Here is a 16,867-nt window from a genome sequence, read left to right as displayed (position 1 = left end):
AGTGTCAATAGTCCTCGGCAGTATATTCGTTATACTGCTTGCATTGGCGTTATCTCTACAGTTGAAACCGGTACAAAACTATGTTGCCCAAAAAGCTGTCAACTATTTGTCCAACGAACTAAACACAAAAATAAGCCTCAAAAGCATCTATTTCAAACCCTTTAGATCGATTGTCGTAGAGGATTTTCAACTTTACAACCCACAGGGAAAAGAAATATTAAAATCAGGAAAATTAGAAGCCAATGTTAACCTCTCGCAATTCATTGAGCTGAACAAAATTGTAATCAACAAATTAACAATAGAAGATACGGAAGCCTCCTTTGAACAATTTCAAGACAGCTCTAATATTTCATTCTTGATTCGTTATTTCAACCCACCTAAGAAAGAAAAAAAGAAAAGTTCAAAAAAAATAATTTTTGATATAAAGGAACTTGTCATCAAAAACAATGCTTTCAATTATGTTAATCATAAACGCAAGCATTACAATAAAGTGGTCGATTTTGGGGATTTGGGGATATCAAAACTCAATGCACATTTTGATAAAATAAAAATTGACTCCAATCAAATTTCAGCAGATATCAAGACATTCAACCTGCATGAAAAAAAAGGTTTGGTGATCAAAGGTCTCCTGGCCCACACGACGATCAGCAATACAAGTATCGAACTCAGTGAGCTTATGCTAGCCACCAACCGTTCTACATTCAAAAACTACATCAAACTTAGCTACAACAGCTTTGACGATTTTTCGGACTTCATCAATAAAGTCCATGTCAAACTCCGTGCACGGGATTCCCGTATTCACTCCGAGGATATTGCTTTCTTTTCCTCGCCTATGCACCAAGTCAAATTTGACGTCAATATCAAACGTGCAAATCTAGAAGGAACTGTATCTTCCATCAACGCATCACAGGTCGATTTAACGATTGGAAAAAAAACGAGTTTAGCAGGTGACCTTCAGATTATCGGTCTACCAGCTATCGATAAAACTAAATTTATCGTTCCCAAAATAGCAATTTCATCCGAGCACAAAGACTTAAATGCAGTTATTACCGATCTTGGAAACCTAAAGAATTTTAAACTTCCTGAAATTGTCCAAATCTTCGACAAATTTTCATTCAAAGGCAGCCTAAATGGATTATACAATAAATTTAAGACAAAGGGAGTTTTCACGACTGCGATCGGTAATATTGAGGCTGATGCCTTATTGGATATCCAGAAGGAAATAAAATATGCGGGCAATTTTCAATCTAAAAAGTTCGATGTAGGTACGATAACAAAATTAAAAGATCTGGGAGCAACAGGCTTCAATTTACAGGTTGACGGAACAGGTACCGATCCTAAGAAAATGAGCCTAAAGATAAAAGGAGATCTTAGTAATTTCAATTTCAAGAATTACAGTTATCAACATATACAAATTGAAGGAAATACAGATAAACAGTTAATTCTTGCTTCAGGGCAAATATATGATCCTAATTTAAAACTACAGTTTACCACAGATATCGATTGGTCTGTCAAACCCAACTATCACCTGGATGCTGATATCCAACAAGCAAATCTAAAAAAACTCAACTTCTTTCAGGGGGATTCCATCAACATTATTAACACGAAATTCCACACCAGTTTAATTGGGGACAACATCAATAATATTACCGGTGAATTTAAATCAGACAGTGTCAATTTCACTTCCTCTAAGGGCCAATTCGTCATCCGCAACATCAATTTCCTTGCCGAAGGAGATGAAAATGCACGCTCCCTAACCTTACAGTCGGCTATCGGACACATTGATCTCAAAGGAAGAATAGACCTCAATACGATAGTTCCTTATTTTAAAGCGTTAGCTATGCGTTACGCTCCAGCGATAGGGTTCGAAAACAACACTTTCAACCGCCAGGACTTTGACCTGAATATTAATATAACTTCCTTTAAGCCTATCGCAACATTCTTTCGAAAGGATATCGCGTTAGACAGCGGAGCAACGCTCAATGCAAAATTTGAAAGCGAAAAACAAACAGCTAGTTTTAATTTTTACGCACCCGAATTCAAATACAATGGCATTCGGCTAACTCACCTGATTGTCGATCAAAATGCCAATTTGAAGAATATGGAATTGCAGACCTCCATTGATCGCATAAATTTTACCGACAGTACCTATATTAAAAACGTCAATATTTCAAACACCCTGGCAAACGACAGTTTACAATTTAACATCAAAATGTCGGAACTTGAAGCAAGCAATAGTCTAGATCTTAATGGCGTCATTCGCTTTGCCCATGCCCAACCTGCCTATATCAATTTCTATCCATCGAATATCTTAATCAATAAAGAGCGATGGCTTGTCAATAATGATGCACAGTTGAAAATATCAAAAGGAAAATGGTACTTTGAAAAACTGACACTGAGTCACGACGAACAAAAAGTTCATATCGACGGCATCTTGTCCAACGAAGTCAGCGATCAGATCAATCTCAAATTTCAGGACTTTAATCTTACGTCCTTAAATGGGGTCACCAAACCCCATGGCATTAACCTTTCTGGAAATTTAAACGGAAGCATCGAAGTTAACTCAGTCTTCAAGGCCCCCTTTATTGTGGCCAACATAAAAACATCACCTATCCTGTATAACAATATTCCGATCGGATCACTAGCACTGAATGCGAATTATGATCCCGAAAATCAATTGGTCAAACTGGACAGTAAGATAGAAGAGGGCAATAAATTGATTCAGTTGCAAGGTTCCTATAACCATTTAAGCGAAAATAATAAGCTTAATCTCAAAGCTAAACTCGCAAATACAGATGTGTTCGTCTTCCAGCCATTTTTACGAAGCTTAGTGTCGAATATTCAAGGAAAGGTTAACGCAGATCTCGATATTGAAGGCGATATCCTACATCCCAAAATTACAGGCTCCGGTAAACTGGATAATGCCTCAATGGTCATCAATTATCTAAAGACGCCTTACCGGCTTTCCGATGAAATTTCGGTTACCAATAACCGAATTTTTCTAACAGGGCTAAAAGTATACGATCCCAAAAACAATGTAGCAACCATTGACGGCGTTGTAGATCTCAACAAATTGAGTGATCCCGATATCGATGTAACTGCAGAAACCAAGAATTTCATGGTATTGAATACCACGATAAAAGATAATAATATATATTACGGAACCGCCTACGCTTCGGGCACCTTTCAGTTCAAAGGATTAACTTCCGCCATGAACATCAATATACGTGCTAAATCCGAAGAAAATACGATTATCAATATTCCTTTCAATAGCGCCAGTACAATCTCAGATACCGACTTTATCTACTTTATTGAGAAAGACTCAACTAAAACCAAGAAAAACGTTAAAAAACGAGATTTCAATGGTCTGACGATGAATATGGACCTTTTGATCAACCCAAATGCAGAAATAAATCTATTTTCCAGTATGGGCGAGTTATCAGGAAGAGGAAACAGCAATCTCAACATGCGGATATCTTCTTTGGGCGATTTTGAAATGTTTGGGGATTTTATCATAAACAGTGGAAAATTCAATTTCACCGCCCAAGATTACATCAATAAGATTTTTGATCTCAAAGAGGGCGGTACCGTACGTTGGGCAGGAAACCCGACAGAAGCGAATATCAATATCAACGCCATCTACCAACAGCGAACAAGCTTGGCCCCTTTGTATAATGCAGCTGGGCGGGAAGAAAACCCAGAACGTGTATTAGCACAGGCCGACATGATTCTAAAAGGGCAATTAAGTCAGCCTGAGATTACATTCGATATCAACTTTCCACAAAACCCCGGGGTTAAAGATGAACTACAAGGATACTTTTCAGATGCCAACAATGTCAATCAACAAGCGCTTAGTCTAATCGTAAGACGAAGTTTTACCCCTGGTACACAGACAGACTTCGGAAAGGAAGTGAATAACACCTTGTTATCTGCAGGAACTGAAATAGCATTCAACCAGATCAACAACATCATCGCGCAGTCGCTCAACATCAACTTCTTTGATATTAATATCAAATCTTTAAACGACGCATCAGCCTCGCTTCGCTTGTTCAACGATAGGCTTGTTTTGACAGGCGGTATCTCCGACCGAAGAAGTCAGGCCCTAACAGATTTGAATGTATTTTCAGATCGGGTCTCAACGGATGCCGAGGCCATGTTTTATTTACGAAAGGATGGTCGCTTAGTCTTACGTGCTTCCAATCGACTCAATACCCGCAACTTTCTACTCAGCCCCAACGATGGTGAATATATCAGCGCTTTTGGATTACTCTATCGGCAGGAATTCAATACGTTCTCAGAGTTCTTAAAAAGATTATTCCCATTTGGTAAGAAAAGTATCCCTACTACCCCCACCGATACAAAGAAAAGCAAGGTTAATTAACGTTTCCGAATAGTCCCTTTGCTATTTCAACAGGCCTCTTCCAATTCAAGCAGACCTCTTTCAATTTTGGCAGTCTACCTCTAATCCCAACCGCATTGCCCCTATTTTGGGAGTCCGTTTCGATTCCACCAGTAGATCTTTTTCCAGCTCCATATAACGGCCAACACAGGCGATCTGTGGATGATCTGAACAACAATAAACGAATAGTGTCTAAGCTGCTACCACGCGACGCGCTGCACTGAAAATAAAAAAGTCCCTCCAAATAGATTGAAGGGACTCTCTTTTTATCTAAAAATAGCTTATGCTAATTTCTCGAATTCTTTGTATTCAATATCGCTAGCGTTCAATTTCACTAAACCTTTCAAGTGATCAAATACTTTTAAAGCTTTAGCTTCTTCGAACAAACGGTTACCTTGTTCTCTATCTTGCAACAATTGAATTGCAAATTGGTTCAACTGCTCATCAGAAGGTTCTTCGTTGATGTTATACATCTTGATTTGCGCGTAGATACGTTCTTTTGCTAAATTGATAACTTCATCATATTTAACTTCAAGACCATTTTCAGTAACAACGCGGTTTTCGATGATCGTCCATTTCAAGTTGTTCAAGAAATCGGCAAAACCTTCGTTCAATTCTTCTTCAGAAATGCTTGGGTTAGTTGCTTTCAACCATCTTTTCAAGAATTCTTCCGGGAAAGATACATCAACCTTCTCCATACCAAAAGTATACATATCATTACGTAATCTTTGATCTGAATTTTGCTTGAATAAGTTCTCCACTTCTTCCTTCACTTTTTCTGTGAATTGAGCTTCTTCTGTTACTTCACCTTCTGTGAATAATTTATCGAAAAATTCTTGATTAAGATCAGCTTCCTCTAAACGGTTGATGTTCTTAACAGTCAATTCAAATTTAGTAACGTCTAAAGCAGTTGCTTCTTCTTCTGTGATGCCTAAGATACGTGCTAAATCTTCAGTTTTGAATGCTTTCTTAACATCAATCTTAACAACATCATCCTTTTTAAGACCAACCAATGATTTTTTGATCTTTGCATCTTCTACGATATCTGTACGGATAGAAGTTGTTTTTTCTAGACCTTCTTCTTTATCTTGCTTCAATGTTGCATACAATACATCACCTTCTTCAGATACTTCTGGATTAGTCATTTTTCCATAGCTACGACGCAAGTTTTTGATACGATCTGCCAATGTCTCTTCATCAGCTTTGATTTCGTACGAAGTAAATTCTGTCTCAGCAGTAAAAGGTAATTCAAAAGCAGGTGCAAGACCAATTTCATATTTGAAATTGAAATTGTCTTTATAATCCCAACTGTATTGTGCATCATCTTCCAAAGGAAGTGGTTGACCTAAAACTTCTAATTTATTTTCAGCAATATAATTGGTGATTTTCTCATTCACTAATTTATTGATCTCATCAAATAAAATAGATTTACCATAAGTACGTCTGATATGTCCCACAGGAACTTGACCTGGACGGAAACCTGGTAATTTTGCTTTTTTAGCTTGCGCTTTAATCTCTTTGTCGACTTGAGGATTATAATCTTCAGGTGCTAATGCGACGTTAACTACCGCATTGATTGCATCTACATTCTCGTGTGAAATATTCATACTCTTTTTAGCTATATCGCATTCATAAAAAAATCCTCCCGAGGTTTTAAGTTCGGGAGGACATCAAGTGCGGAAGAAGGGACTCGAACCCCCACGCCTTGCGGCGCCAGATCCTAAGTCTGGTGCGGCTACCAATTACGCCACTTCCGCATTAGGATTTCTTTTGATGCCACAAAGATAGAAACCAAACCTATATCCTGCAAGTATTTTTCACTCTTTTTTTTACTTTTTTTCAATATTTTTTTTTGTTCTTGTATAATTCATTATTATTCATTTACTTTGAATATCAAAGTACTTTTATGGAACAGAAAGATTTATTTAGAGAACTTGGGCAGATCAGATCATTAATGGAGAAATCGTCCAAATTTGTTTCTATAAGCGGATTATCAGGTGTACTCATGGGCTGTTATGCTTTGCTGGGAACGCTATTGGGATACTATATTATACATCAACCCGAAAGTACCGCTTTACTATTGGGCCAAAATCTGAATAGGCCCCTACTGTTTTTAATGATTGCGCTCATCGTCCTCTTATCATCCCTAGTGACCGGCTGGCTAATGGCACGTAAAAAGGCGAGAAAAAATAAGCAGTCGATTTGGAACATTACCAGCAAATCTCTTTTATTTGCAGTTTCAATCCCCTTACTAACAGGTGGCATGATATCCTTGTTGTTTTTTGTCCAAGGCTACTACCAGCTGATTGCTGCTATGCTGCTGATCTTTTATGGACTGGCACTGACTGCGGGTAGTATCTATACCTTTGCCGAAGCAAAAGGCCTGGGTATACTGGAAATCTGCCTGGGTTTGATTGGTATATGTTTCCCGGACAGCGGATTATTATTATGGGGAGTGGGATTTGGTGTGCTACACATCATCTATGGTTTTATCGTTTACAAAAAGTACGAATCGTGAAATTAGATCTTTCCTTATATGACAAAATATTTGAAAACAGAGTTCGCCTCCAAATTATGAGTGTTCTCGCTGCCAATGAAGAATATGATTTTAATTCTTTGAAAGAATTGTTGGATGTAACCGATGGTAACCTTGCTTCCAACCTAAAAACATTGGAAAAAGAGGAATACATTATTGTCGAAAAAAGCTTTGTCGACCGGAAGCCGAACACCAGATACAAAAGAACGACAAAAGGACTTAAAGCCTTTGAAAATCACCTTATTGCACTTGAAAATTTAATAAGACAGCAATACAAATAATTTTTTTATCTATTCACTTTGAAAACCAAAGTACTTTTAAAACATAATTAAATGAAAGGAATTAGACTGAAACTGATGCTGCATCTCTACAATTGGTCCTCCAAAGTATATGCAAACATCTTTAAATGGAACAAAAAAGCCTGGGGAATCTCTAAAACAGATTTCATGACCTACCCCATCGGAAGCATTGGCTACAACCTGGGACTCTTTTATGAAAGTAAAGGTTTCGATGTCATGCCTAAACTGGAAAATCACGATGTCTTTCATATCCTGACTGAAACCGGAACGGAGATACAGGATGAAATCGCCATGCAGTTTCTATTGTTAGGCAATGGAAAGATCAGCTTGTATCTCATGGCCATGATTTTTATTGGCAGCATCTTATTTCCGGAACATTTCGGCTATTACAAAAAGCATTTTCAGAAAGGTCAATCGCTTCAAAGCTTTCACCATTTAGAATTTAAAGAAATCTTGCATTGGCAGCTAACAGAGCTTCAAATTGCCTTATACAGTAAAAATATTCAAATAAACTTAAACAGCTAAAATCATGGACAATAACAATTCATCACCGATAGAGCAATCAACGCTATTTGACAAAGTCAGCAATTCTACTGTCTTAAAGCTATTTATCATCTTCTTCCTTTCCTTAATATTGCTCATTCCGCTTTCATTAATAAGTGACTTAATCGAAGAACGGAAAAACAGGGAACAGGAAGTCTCTGGCGGAATTGCATTAAACTGGGGGAAGGATCAGGTTATCTCCAGTCCTGTGCTAGCTATCCCCTATCGCGAGACTATCCCACTTTCTGCCGAAAAAGCGGAAAAATCTAACCTTAGAGAAGCGCTAAAATGGATATTTGTCTTACCCAAAACGTCCAATATCGCAACCGATATAATGCCACAACATCTTTCAAGAGGTATTTATAATGCCGTAGTTTACAACAGCAACATGACATTAGAAGGTTCCTTTGACAAAATATCACTAGAAAAACTCGAGATCCCGCATGAGCAAATTGACTGGAAAGGCAGCAAGCTTATTTTCGGCATCCAGGATTTTAAAGGCTTAGGTAAGCGCCCATCCTTGAATTGGGATGGCAATGAACTGACTTTCGAACCAGACTTTAATAATCTCAATTTATTTACTCAAAATTTGGTTTGTCCTGTACCTTTGGATCCACAGAAAACGGACAATCGTTTCAAGATAAAACTAAATCTAAAAGGATCCAAATCATTAAATTTCCTCCCGCTGGGCGACCAGACAAACATCCAGGCGAAGGGTAACTGGGCCAATCCAAGTTTCACTGGTGCATTTTTACCGAGTAAACGTAATACCGAAGCATCCAATTTTTCAGCTTCCTGGGAAATCCCTTCTTTCAGTCGAAAGCTACCTCAACAATGGACAGGCGATGCCCGTCCAATCTTTCAGTTCGATAACAACAACCTCGAAAATGCAAATGAGGGCAACGAGCAAAAAGCAGCACAAACCGTCCCCGCTACAGTTGTCTCCGCAAATAACCTATTGGATAACAAAGACATGATTACAATTAACTTCTTACCAGATATCAACAATTATCAAAAAACAACACGGGTTGCCAAATATGGTATTTTAGTCATTATCCTGACTTTTACTTCGCTCCTATTCACCGAGGTGATCAAGAAAAAACGGATCCATATCATTCAATATATTCTGATTGGTGCAGCGATGGTTCTTTTCTATACATTGCTACTTGCGCTATCCGAGCATATTGGATTTAATCTAGCTTACCTAACAGCTTCCGTGGCTACAGTTTTGTTGATTGGCAGTTTCATTAAATCAATTACCAAAGACCAAAAATCGGCGCTGTTGCTGAGTTCAATTTTGGCTTTATTTTATCTCTTCATCTATATCCTTATGCAACTTCGGGATTATTCCCTTATCGCTGGAACAATTGGCATCTTTATCATTTTGGCGATTTTGATGCGCGTTTCAACAAAAATAAACTGGTATCAATTTGACAATAGCCATGTGGATCAATAGACAACATCTTCGACTTTATTGGGTGTTGATCCAGATATTACTTAAAAAATAAGGATTTACAACCCGAAATAAGCCATTTCTAAATGAAAGAGATGGCTATTTTTTTACTTGCCTTAGCATTTATGACCAAATTCTGTAACTTGCGAAGAAATTTTTCAGCGGCATAGATATGTTTAAACAGATGAAAAAACTTACAATACTTACATTAGCGATTATGGCGTGTAACCTAAGCAATGCGCAAGAAAGCAAAGGTGGAAAAAGCAATTTTAAATTAGTGTCGGAATCGCCACAACCGATCAACCCAAGTACACTTTGGGATCTTGGTCGTGTTTCGGCCGAAGGACTTTCTGCAGATGGCAAAACATTGGTATATGGCGTTTCCAATTATAATTTGGAAAGCAATTCAAGTGAAAAAAATCTATATACGATTTCACTGGCCAATGGCACCAACCATCAGTTCACCGATCAAAAAGGTGGTGAAACAGTCGTTCAGATCGAACCCAACGGCGACGTAATTTATTTACTAAAAGGGCAGTTATGGAAGAAGAACCTATCTAAGGGTGAAGCACTTCAATTGACAAATGGCGATATCGCCTTAGAAAATGTCAAATTTTCGCCTGATGGAAAACAAATACTCTTCAGTCAGTCTGTTCTTGTAAAAAAATACCACAGCACAGATAAATATCCCGAATTGCCAAAATCAGACGCTTATATCTATGACAACTTAGATTATAGGCACTGGGATACCTTCAATGATGGTAAGTTCAGTCATCCTTTTGTGGCGAGTTTTATTGATGGTAAAGTTGGTGAGCCGGTAGACCTATTGAAGGACCAAGCCTTTTATAGCCCTCAAGCGCCATTTGGTGGCGCCGAAGATTTTGCCTGGTCTCCAGATAGCAAAGCAGTGCTGTATGTCTGTAAAAAGAAATTCGGAACCGACTATGCTGTCAGTACCAATACCGATATTTATCGCTATGATATCGCTAGCGGAACGACTTCTAACTTGACAGAGGGCATGAATGGCTATGATACAGCTCCAACCTACTCTCCCGATGGAAAAAGCCTAACCTGGCTCAGCATGAAGACTGACGGTTATGAGTCTGACAAAAATGACATCATGCTATTTGACAAAAACAGCTCAATTCGTTTAAATCTAACAGCACATTGGGATGGTACGGTCAATAGTTTTATCTGGAGCAGCGACAACCGGAAAATCTATTTTACAGCTGCAACTAAGGGTACCGTTCAATTATTTGAACTTGAAGTACCGACCAATATCAAAGCTAAAAGTTTACCAAAAATACATCAAATTTCAGAAGGAGACTTTGACATCACCGGTATTGTAGGCCAAGTAGCGGATAAATTGATCGTAAGCTCAACAAAGTTTACCCGCGCAACGGAAATCTTCAGTTTTGATCTAAAAACCAAATCTTTAACGCCAGTTACGAAGGTCAACGATGCAAAATATGCAAGCATCAGTGAAAACAAAATTGAGAAACGTATCACAAAAGCATCCGATGGAGCCGATCTTTTTTCATGGGTAATCTATCCGCCAAACTTTGACCCTGCAAAAAAATATCCAACCATACTTTACTGTGAAGGCGGACCTCAATCTGCGCTGACGCAATTCTATTCCTTCCGTTGGAATTTACAATTGATCGCATCACAAGGTTATATTGTCATCGCTCCAAACCGCAGGGGTATGCCTGGCTGGGGGGTAAAATGGAATGAGGCCATTTCCCAAGACTGGGGCGGTCAGCCAATCCGTGATTACTTAGCAGCCATAGACGATATCTCCAAAGAATCTTACGTGGATACAGCACGCCGCGCCGCAATTGGAGCAAGTTATGGTGGATATTCTGTTTATCAGCTAGCTGGTGTACATCAAAACCGTTTCAAAACTTTCATTGCGCACAACGGTCTATTCGACATGAGAAGCTGGTATGGTACCACAGAAGAACTCTTTTTCGCCAACCACGAACTAGGCGGAGCGTACTGGGATAGCAAAAATGAGAAATCCTATACCGCATTCAACCCGATTGAAAAAGCAAATAATTGGCACACACCAATTTTGATCTTTCAAGGCGGAAGAGATTACCGTGTCCCAATCGGGCAAGGACTGGCAGCATTCCAATTGGCTCAGCTCAAAAAGATTAAGAGCCGTCTTGTATACCTCCCAGATGAAAATCACTGGGTTCTGTCAGGGCAAAATGCACAGGTCTGGCAAAGAGAATTCTTTACCTGGCTTAAAGAAACCTTATAGACAGTTCCATGATATCGGATTGTAGGACCATCAACTTTCACGATCAATAAAATCGCTAGTCAGGTTTTCAGTTTTAGCGGAATAGAAACGCCACTCATTGAGTGGCGTTTCTATTTCAATTCGATACCATACCATACCATACCATACCATACCATACCATACCATACCATACCATACCATACTCTTATTAACCATTGATTAATATCAACTTTTCCTTTAACTAGGGTTTTACAGGGGGTTAACAGGGGTATAACAGGGGGTTAACTGGGGTCTACCCCTATTAACCCGGTGTTAATACCCTGTAAAACGGCAGTAAAAACTATGTTAGTTTAGAACATGAGATAAGCTTAGCAATAGGAAAGTCCCGATCGGTAAAGCATAGATCGGGAAAGCTAATTTATGGGATTGGAGCGCCGACAAATTCAATCGCCAAAAAGGTGGCTCATGAAAACAAAAAAGCCTGCTATATGCAGGCTTTTTATGTATATCATTTGATCTGATTGCTGAAATTTATTTTTCGCCTTTTTTCCCAAAGATGGAAAGTTTGATATATTTCCCGGGTTTCTCTTTCACGTCCTTCATCAAATTATCCATTTCCTTTGAAGCATTATTAAGATTATTATATAAGGCTTCATCATTTAACAGTAAGCCGATAGAACCTTTACCGCTATTGATTTTTCCAGTGATTTCCTGAAAATCATTGACTGCGGCATTCACTTTGGTCATCGTTTTTTCAAAATCCAATCGGGCAGCCTTATCCGTTATATTATTTAAATTGGACATAATCGCATTGATCTTCTCGCCATTTTGTGAAAAATTGGAGGTAATTGATTCCAAATTGGCCATGATTCTATTTAATCTTCCTTTTTCATTTCCAACCAGACCTTCAACATCCTTGGTAATCCCTTCTACATTTTTTAATGATGTGGAGATACTATGGATACTCTTTTTAAAGTCATCCTGAAACTGTTTGTCCAATACATTGTTAACAACTGACAGCGTTGAGTCTAATTTAATGGTAATTGTTTCAATCCGTTTTTGAATCGGTTCAACCTTATCCATAATATTCGGTTGAACACCCGAAGCTAAAAAATCGCCATCCTTTGCTAATTCCTTGCTGTTCCCCATTTCAAAGACAATGGCTTTACTGCCCAACAAATCTGTGCTTGAAATTCTGGCAATTGTATTCTTCGGAACATCATAATGAGAGTGGATTTTAAACTCAGTCTTAATTTTTCCATCCGGCTGCAGGATCATTTTTGACACCCGCCCGATTTGGTATCCATTCACTAAAACAGGCTTGGATGGTGTTAGACCGTCTACAGTCTCATAAGTTGTGTAAAAGGTATTATCGCTACTAAAAACATCATTTCCTTTTAGAAAGCTATATCCAATAAATAATAAAACTATTGCAACTGTTGCTAATATGCCGACTTTTGTCTCGTTTGATATTTTCACAAATAATCTATTTAGTAATGATCATTAATTTAACTTTAAAACAGCATAAAAGCAAATCTGTTTAGCGTTCTACAGAATTTTTATAAATTTTTAGAGCAGAAACCAAATTATCAACGATCTCCTGCTGTCCTTCGTCGGACAACAAATAACTTTCCTCTTCTCTATTACTGATAAAACCAATTTCTGTCAGCACAGCAGGCATACCTGCTTCCGCTAGTACAGCTAATCCTTTCTCCCAGAACCCTCTGCTGTATCGGCCTGATTTCACATACTCACCTTCGATCATCTGTGCCAAACGGATACTTTTTTCACGGAATCGGTTTTTCATCAAGGAGAAGATAATGGCACTTTCAGGGTCTTTTGGATCAAATCCCTGGTAATTCTCTTTATAGTTTGATTCCAATAACAAGGAAGCATTTTCACGAACGGCTGCATCCTGCTGTCCCAAACGATGCGAACCAGAAACCAAAGTTTCGGTACCATGTGCACTAGCCCCACTGGAATTGCAGTGTATTGAAATAAATAAATCTGCTTTATTGGCATTCGCCAAACGAATACGTTTGTAAAGCTCAACAAATTCGTCGGTCGTTCTTGTGTAGATGATCTTGATACCTGGAATATCCTTCTGAATCTGCTTTCCCAATTTTAACGCAACTTCAAGGGCTACATTTTTTTCCAAAGACCGTCTTCCCTGCGCTCCAGTATCTTTACCGCCGTGGCCAGCGTCAATAACAATTGTTTTTATTTGGTAGTCAGGAGGCGCAGGTTGTCCATTGTTTAATTTGAAAGAATTCAACAAAAAAAATCCCAAAGTAGCAAATACGATGCTACACCATTTTCTAATTCTTAAATCTGATTTCATTGAATAATTATTTGCTCTACTATAAACGAATCAAAATGAGTCTATATTATTTCTTTAATAGATAACGATATTTAACATATTTTCTATTGCTTTTTTGACTAATTTTGTCTCTCGAAGTTTAACATTATTTCACAAAAATAACATTTGTCTTTAATTTTGAAGTCGTTAATCAACATTTTAACACTATTTATCATTCTTGCAATGAGCAATTCTAGCGTTGCTCAGAGTAATATTCCATTAAAACAGAACGGACTTCAAGGTAAGGATCCTATTTCGGCGACCAATAAATCGCAAGATACCAGTAAAACAAAGACTACGGATACAACCAAATCTGTTACCGACACAACCAAGAAAAAAGGAAGTGGCCTGCAGGCAGAAGTGAGTATCATTGCTGTCGACTCGCAGAAATCTGAAGTTGCAAAAAATATCAGTCACCTTTATCGCGGAGCAAAGGTAAAATATCAGGATTTCGAACTTTCTGCTGATTATATCCGTCTTGACCGAAACAAGAAAAAGATTTTTGCTTCGGGGATCTATGACAAAACGGGTAAATATGTCGGGCGTCCTATCGTCATCATGGGAAATGGGGAGTCACCTAAAACGGTCGATTCACTCTATTATGATTACGAGAAACAGGAGGGAAATACCTATGGTATTATGACGGAGGTCGATGGCGGATACATTCAGGCCAATATTGTACGAAAGAATATCTACGACGAAATGTCGATCTACAAAGGGCTTTACAGTACCTGTAACCTACCCTACCCGCATACCCATTTTGGCATCCATATCACCAAGGGGATTGTCACTAAAAATCAAATTATTTCGGGTCCAGCCTATCTTGTTGTGATGGGGGTACCCATGCCAGTCGCCTTTCCATTTGCTTTTTTTCCAAAACCAGATAAAAGAGCATCCGGGTTTCTTTTCCCTTCTTTTGGAGAAGATTATACACGTGGATTCTCGATGCGGGATTTAGGCTGGTATCTGGCCTTCAATGATTATTGGGATAGTGAAATTCGAGGTTCATTGTACTCAAAAGGTTCGTGGGAAGCTTCCGTAAACACACGCTATACCGTCAACTACAAATTTAACGGTGGTTTTAATATCCGTTATGCCAATACCAAAGTTGGCGTGGAAGGAACCCGAGATTATGGCTCCAACAAAGATTTTAATGTCACCTGGAACCATACCCAGCGTCAGGAGGCTAATCCAGGAACTTCTTTCTCCGCCAGCGTTAACTTTGGTACGACATCATTCTATCAACGTACCGGTACAAGTAGTAACCAGACCACCTATCAAAACTTGGCTCAAAATAGAATGGGGTCTTCCATCAGCTATGGAAAAGTATTTGCCGATGGTAAAGTAAACCTGACAGCCAGCTTAACGCATAATCAAGACATGGCCACACGGAGTATACAAATGAGCTTGCCAAATATCAGCTTGAACGTATCCTCTTTCAATCCATTTGACAGCAAAGACCGTGTCGGTGAACAAAAATGGTATCAACGCATCAATGTCGGCTATAGTTTCCAGGCACAAAATTCGATAAACACTATTGATACACTATTATTTAAACCGGGGGGATTCAAAAAATTCCAAAATGGTTTCCAACACAATATTCCAATCAGTTTATCACTGAATGCCTTTAAATATTTTCAGTTCAACACCAGTGTCAATTACACCGAGCGTTGGTATTTACAAAGTACCAGACAACGCCTTGACAATACAGCTGCAGGCTACAAACAACGTATTGACACCGTTCAAGGATTCAATCGTGCTTATGACTACTCTATATCCACAGGGCTTTCGACCAAGGTCTATGGTAATTACTTCCCTAAAATAGGTAACCTTACGCAGATCAGACACGTTGTTACACCCTCAATCAACCTGAATTATAGACCCGACTTTTCAGACCCTAAATATGGCTTCTATCAGCATTATAACGATCAATATGGAAACCAAAATGTATACTCGATCTTTAGTCAGGGTGTTTATGGCTCTCCTTCTGCAGGAAAATCTGCAGGGATAGGTTTTTCCATCGACAATAATGTCGAAGCAAAAATCAAAAGTAAATCTGATACCACAGATGGCGGTATTAAGAAAATCCCTATTCTCCAAGGTCTGACTTTCAGTGGAAATTACAACTTTGTTGCCGATTCCCTAAAGTTGTCCCCAATTACTTTCTCTGGCCGGACTGCTTTTTTCGACCAAAAGATGAATGTAAACTTCAACGGTACATTTGATCCCTATTCGGTCAATGAAAACGGCGTCCGCATCAATCGCTATGCCATTAAAGATGGTAGTTTGGCTCGTCTGACAAACTTTGGTCTGTCCTTTGACTATAGCCTGAATCCTAAGGCTGCAAAATCGCGTAATAACAACATCGATTCTTTAAGAAAAGAAATGACTGGAGCGGGCATGACTCCCGAACAGGCACAGGCTTTAGCGCGAATCAGTTCTGATCCGAACGCTTTTGTCGATTTTAATATTCCATGGAACCTTGCGGCATCGTTTAGTTTCAATACCTCCAAATCGTTTAACTCCAGTACGCGAAAAATGGAGAGTCAATTCACGAGCACCTTGAACTTGCATGGCGACTTCAGTGTTACGCCAAAATGGAAAGTAACCTTTCAATCGGGATATGATTTCAAACAGAAGCAAGTTGTCATGACCTCCTTCAATATTTATCGGGACCTGCATTGTTGGGATATGTCGTTCGGCTGGATGCCCTTTGGCCAATATCGAAGCTACAATGTCACCATTCGTGCTAAGGCATCGATCTTACAAGATCTTAAGCTCACAAAAAGAGCAAGTTCAGGAAGCGGTTATTTTTAAAATAACCGCTTTTTTTTCCTAAAGCATCTACTCTTAAAGACCAGAAAGAACCTTTTTTCGCTTTCCCAGCGGTTCATGCTTGCTAAATCATGAAGACTGTATTTTACGCAGCTAGCATTTTACCTTTTCAATAACAGCAAACTCTTCTACCTAATGCATGTTAAACATTTCGTTGAGCCACAATTTTACGTAAGTTTATATCCGGAAACGTCCAAA

At 38.7% G+C, this 16,867-nt stretch carries 11 protein-coding genes and 1 tRNA gene; 7 read left to right on the top strand and 5 right to left on the bottom strand.

Going from position 1 to position 16,867, the window contains the following annotated elements; translation table 11 throughout:
- Nucleotide 1: 1 nt before the first annotated feature.
- Nucleotides 2–4,381 carry a translocation/assembly module TamB domain-containing protein gene (locus tag AB1Z56_RS26010; protein ID WP_426790523.1) on the top strand — a complete coding sequence of 1,460 codons (4,380 nt, stop codon included), beginning with the start codon at nucleotides 2–4 and terminating at the stop codon, nucleotides 4,379–4,381.
- A gap of 299 nt (nucleotides 4,382–4,680) precedes the next feature.
- Here the strand turns inward: AB1Z56_RS26010 and AB1Z56_RS26005 are convergent, their stop codons facing one another.
- Complete coding sequence (locus AB1Z56_RS26005) at nucleotides 4,681–6,006, bottom strand: trigger factor (RefSeq protein ID WP_309366500.1); 1,326 nt, start codon at nucleotides 6,004–6,006, stop codon at nucleotides 4,681–4,683.
- Between the two features lie 68 nt (nucleotides 6,007–6,074).
- A tRNA-Leu gene (locus tag AB1Z56_RS26000) sits at nucleotides 6,075–6,156 on the bottom strand.
- Nucleotides 6,157–6,305: 149 nt separating this feature from the next.
- Here AB1Z56_RS26000 and AB1Z56_RS25995 point away from each other — a divergent pair.
- The 5 genes from AB1Z56_RS25995 to AB1Z56_RS25975 all read left to right on the top strand — a co-directional run bounded on the left by AB1Z56_RS25995 (nucleotide 6,306) and on the right by AB1Z56_RS25975 (nucleotide 11,496).
- On the top strand, nucleotides 6,306–6,917 hold the full coding sequence (locus tag AB1Z56_RS25995) for a hypothetical protein (RefSeq protein WP_426790522.1): 612 nt from the start codon (nucleotides 6,306–6,308) through the stop codon (nucleotides 6,915–6,917).
- Nucleotides 6,914–7,216, top strand: coding sequence for a winged helix-turn-helix domain-containing protein (locus AB1Z56_RS25990; RefSeq protein ID WP_426790521.1), 303 nt, complete (start codon nucleotides 6,914–6,916; stop codon nucleotides 7,214–7,216). Before AB1Z56_RS25995 ends, AB1Z56_RS25990 begins: the two co-directional genes overlap by 4 nt.
- A 51-nt stretch (nucleotides 7,217–7,267) precedes the next feature.
- Complete coding sequence (locus AB1Z56_RS25985; RefSeq protein ID WP_426790520.1) at nucleotides 7,268–7,759, top strand: hypothetical protein; 492 nt, start codon at nucleotides 7,268–7,270, stop codon at nucleotides 7,757–7,759.
- A 4-nt stretch (nucleotides 7,760–7,763) separates the two neighbouring features.
- Nucleotides 7,764–9,233 carry a cell envelope integrity protein CreD gene (gene creD / locus AB1Z56_RS25980; protein ID WP_426790519.1) on the top strand — a complete coding sequence of 490 codons (1,470 nt, stop codon included), beginning with the start codon at nucleotides 7,764–7,766 and terminating at the stop codon, nucleotides 9,231–9,233.
- A gap of 181 nt (nucleotides 9,234–9,414) precedes the next feature.
- A complete protein-coding gene (locus tag AB1Z56_RS25975; protein WP_309366492.1) occupies nucleotides 9,415–11,496 on the top strand; it encodes a S9 family peptidase in 2,082 nt (693 codons plus the stop codon).
- A 30-nt stretch (nucleotides 11,497–11,526) separates the two neighbouring features.
- On the opposite strand, the gene AB1Z56_RS25970 is transcribed toward AB1Z56_RS25975, so the two are convergent.
- From AB1Z56_RS25970 to AB1Z56_RS25960, 3 genes are all read right to left on the bottom strand, one after another.
- Nucleotides 11,527–11,691, bottom strand: a complete 165-nt coding sequence (locus AB1Z56_RS25970) for a hypothetical protein (RefSeq protein WP_426790518.1) — start codon at nucleotides 11,689–11,691, stop codon at nucleotides 11,527–11,529.
- A gap of 315 nt (nucleotides 11,692–12,006) precedes the next feature.
- Nucleotides 12,007–12,954 carry an MlaD family protein gene (locus AB1Z56_RS25965; RefSeq protein WP_309366488.1) on the bottom strand — a complete coding sequence of 316 codons (948 nt, stop codon included), beginning with the start codon at nucleotides 12,952–12,954 and terminating at the stop codon, nucleotides 12,007–12,009.
- A 61-nt stretch (nucleotides 12,955–13,015) separates the two neighbouring features.
- Nucleotides 13,016–13,816: an N-acetylmuramoyl-L-alanine amidase family protein gene (locus AB1Z56_RS25960; protein WP_309366486.1), complete on the bottom strand. Its 801-nt coding sequence runs from the start codon at nucleotides 13,814–13,816 to the stop codon at nucleotides 13,016–13,018.
- Nucleotides 13,817–14,017: 201 nt separating this feature from the next.
- Here AB1Z56_RS25960 and AB1Z56_RS25955 point away from each other — a divergent pair, with 201 nt between their 5' ends.
- A complete protein-coding gene (locus AB1Z56_RS25955; protein WP_426790517.1) occupies nucleotides 14,018–16,651 on the top strand; it encodes a putative LPS assembly protein LptD in 2,634 nt (877 codons plus the stop codon).
- Nucleotides 16,652–16,867: the final 216 nt, after the last annotated feature.

The sequence above is a fragment of the Sphingobacterium sp. WOUb80 genome (assembly GCF_050058145.1).
GTDB lineage: Bacteria > Bacteroidota > Bacteroidia > Sphingobacteriales > Sphingobacteriaceae > Sphingobacterium.
Note: the sequence above shows the minus strand (reverse complement) of the source record. Positions and strands in the feature narration are given on the sequence as shown.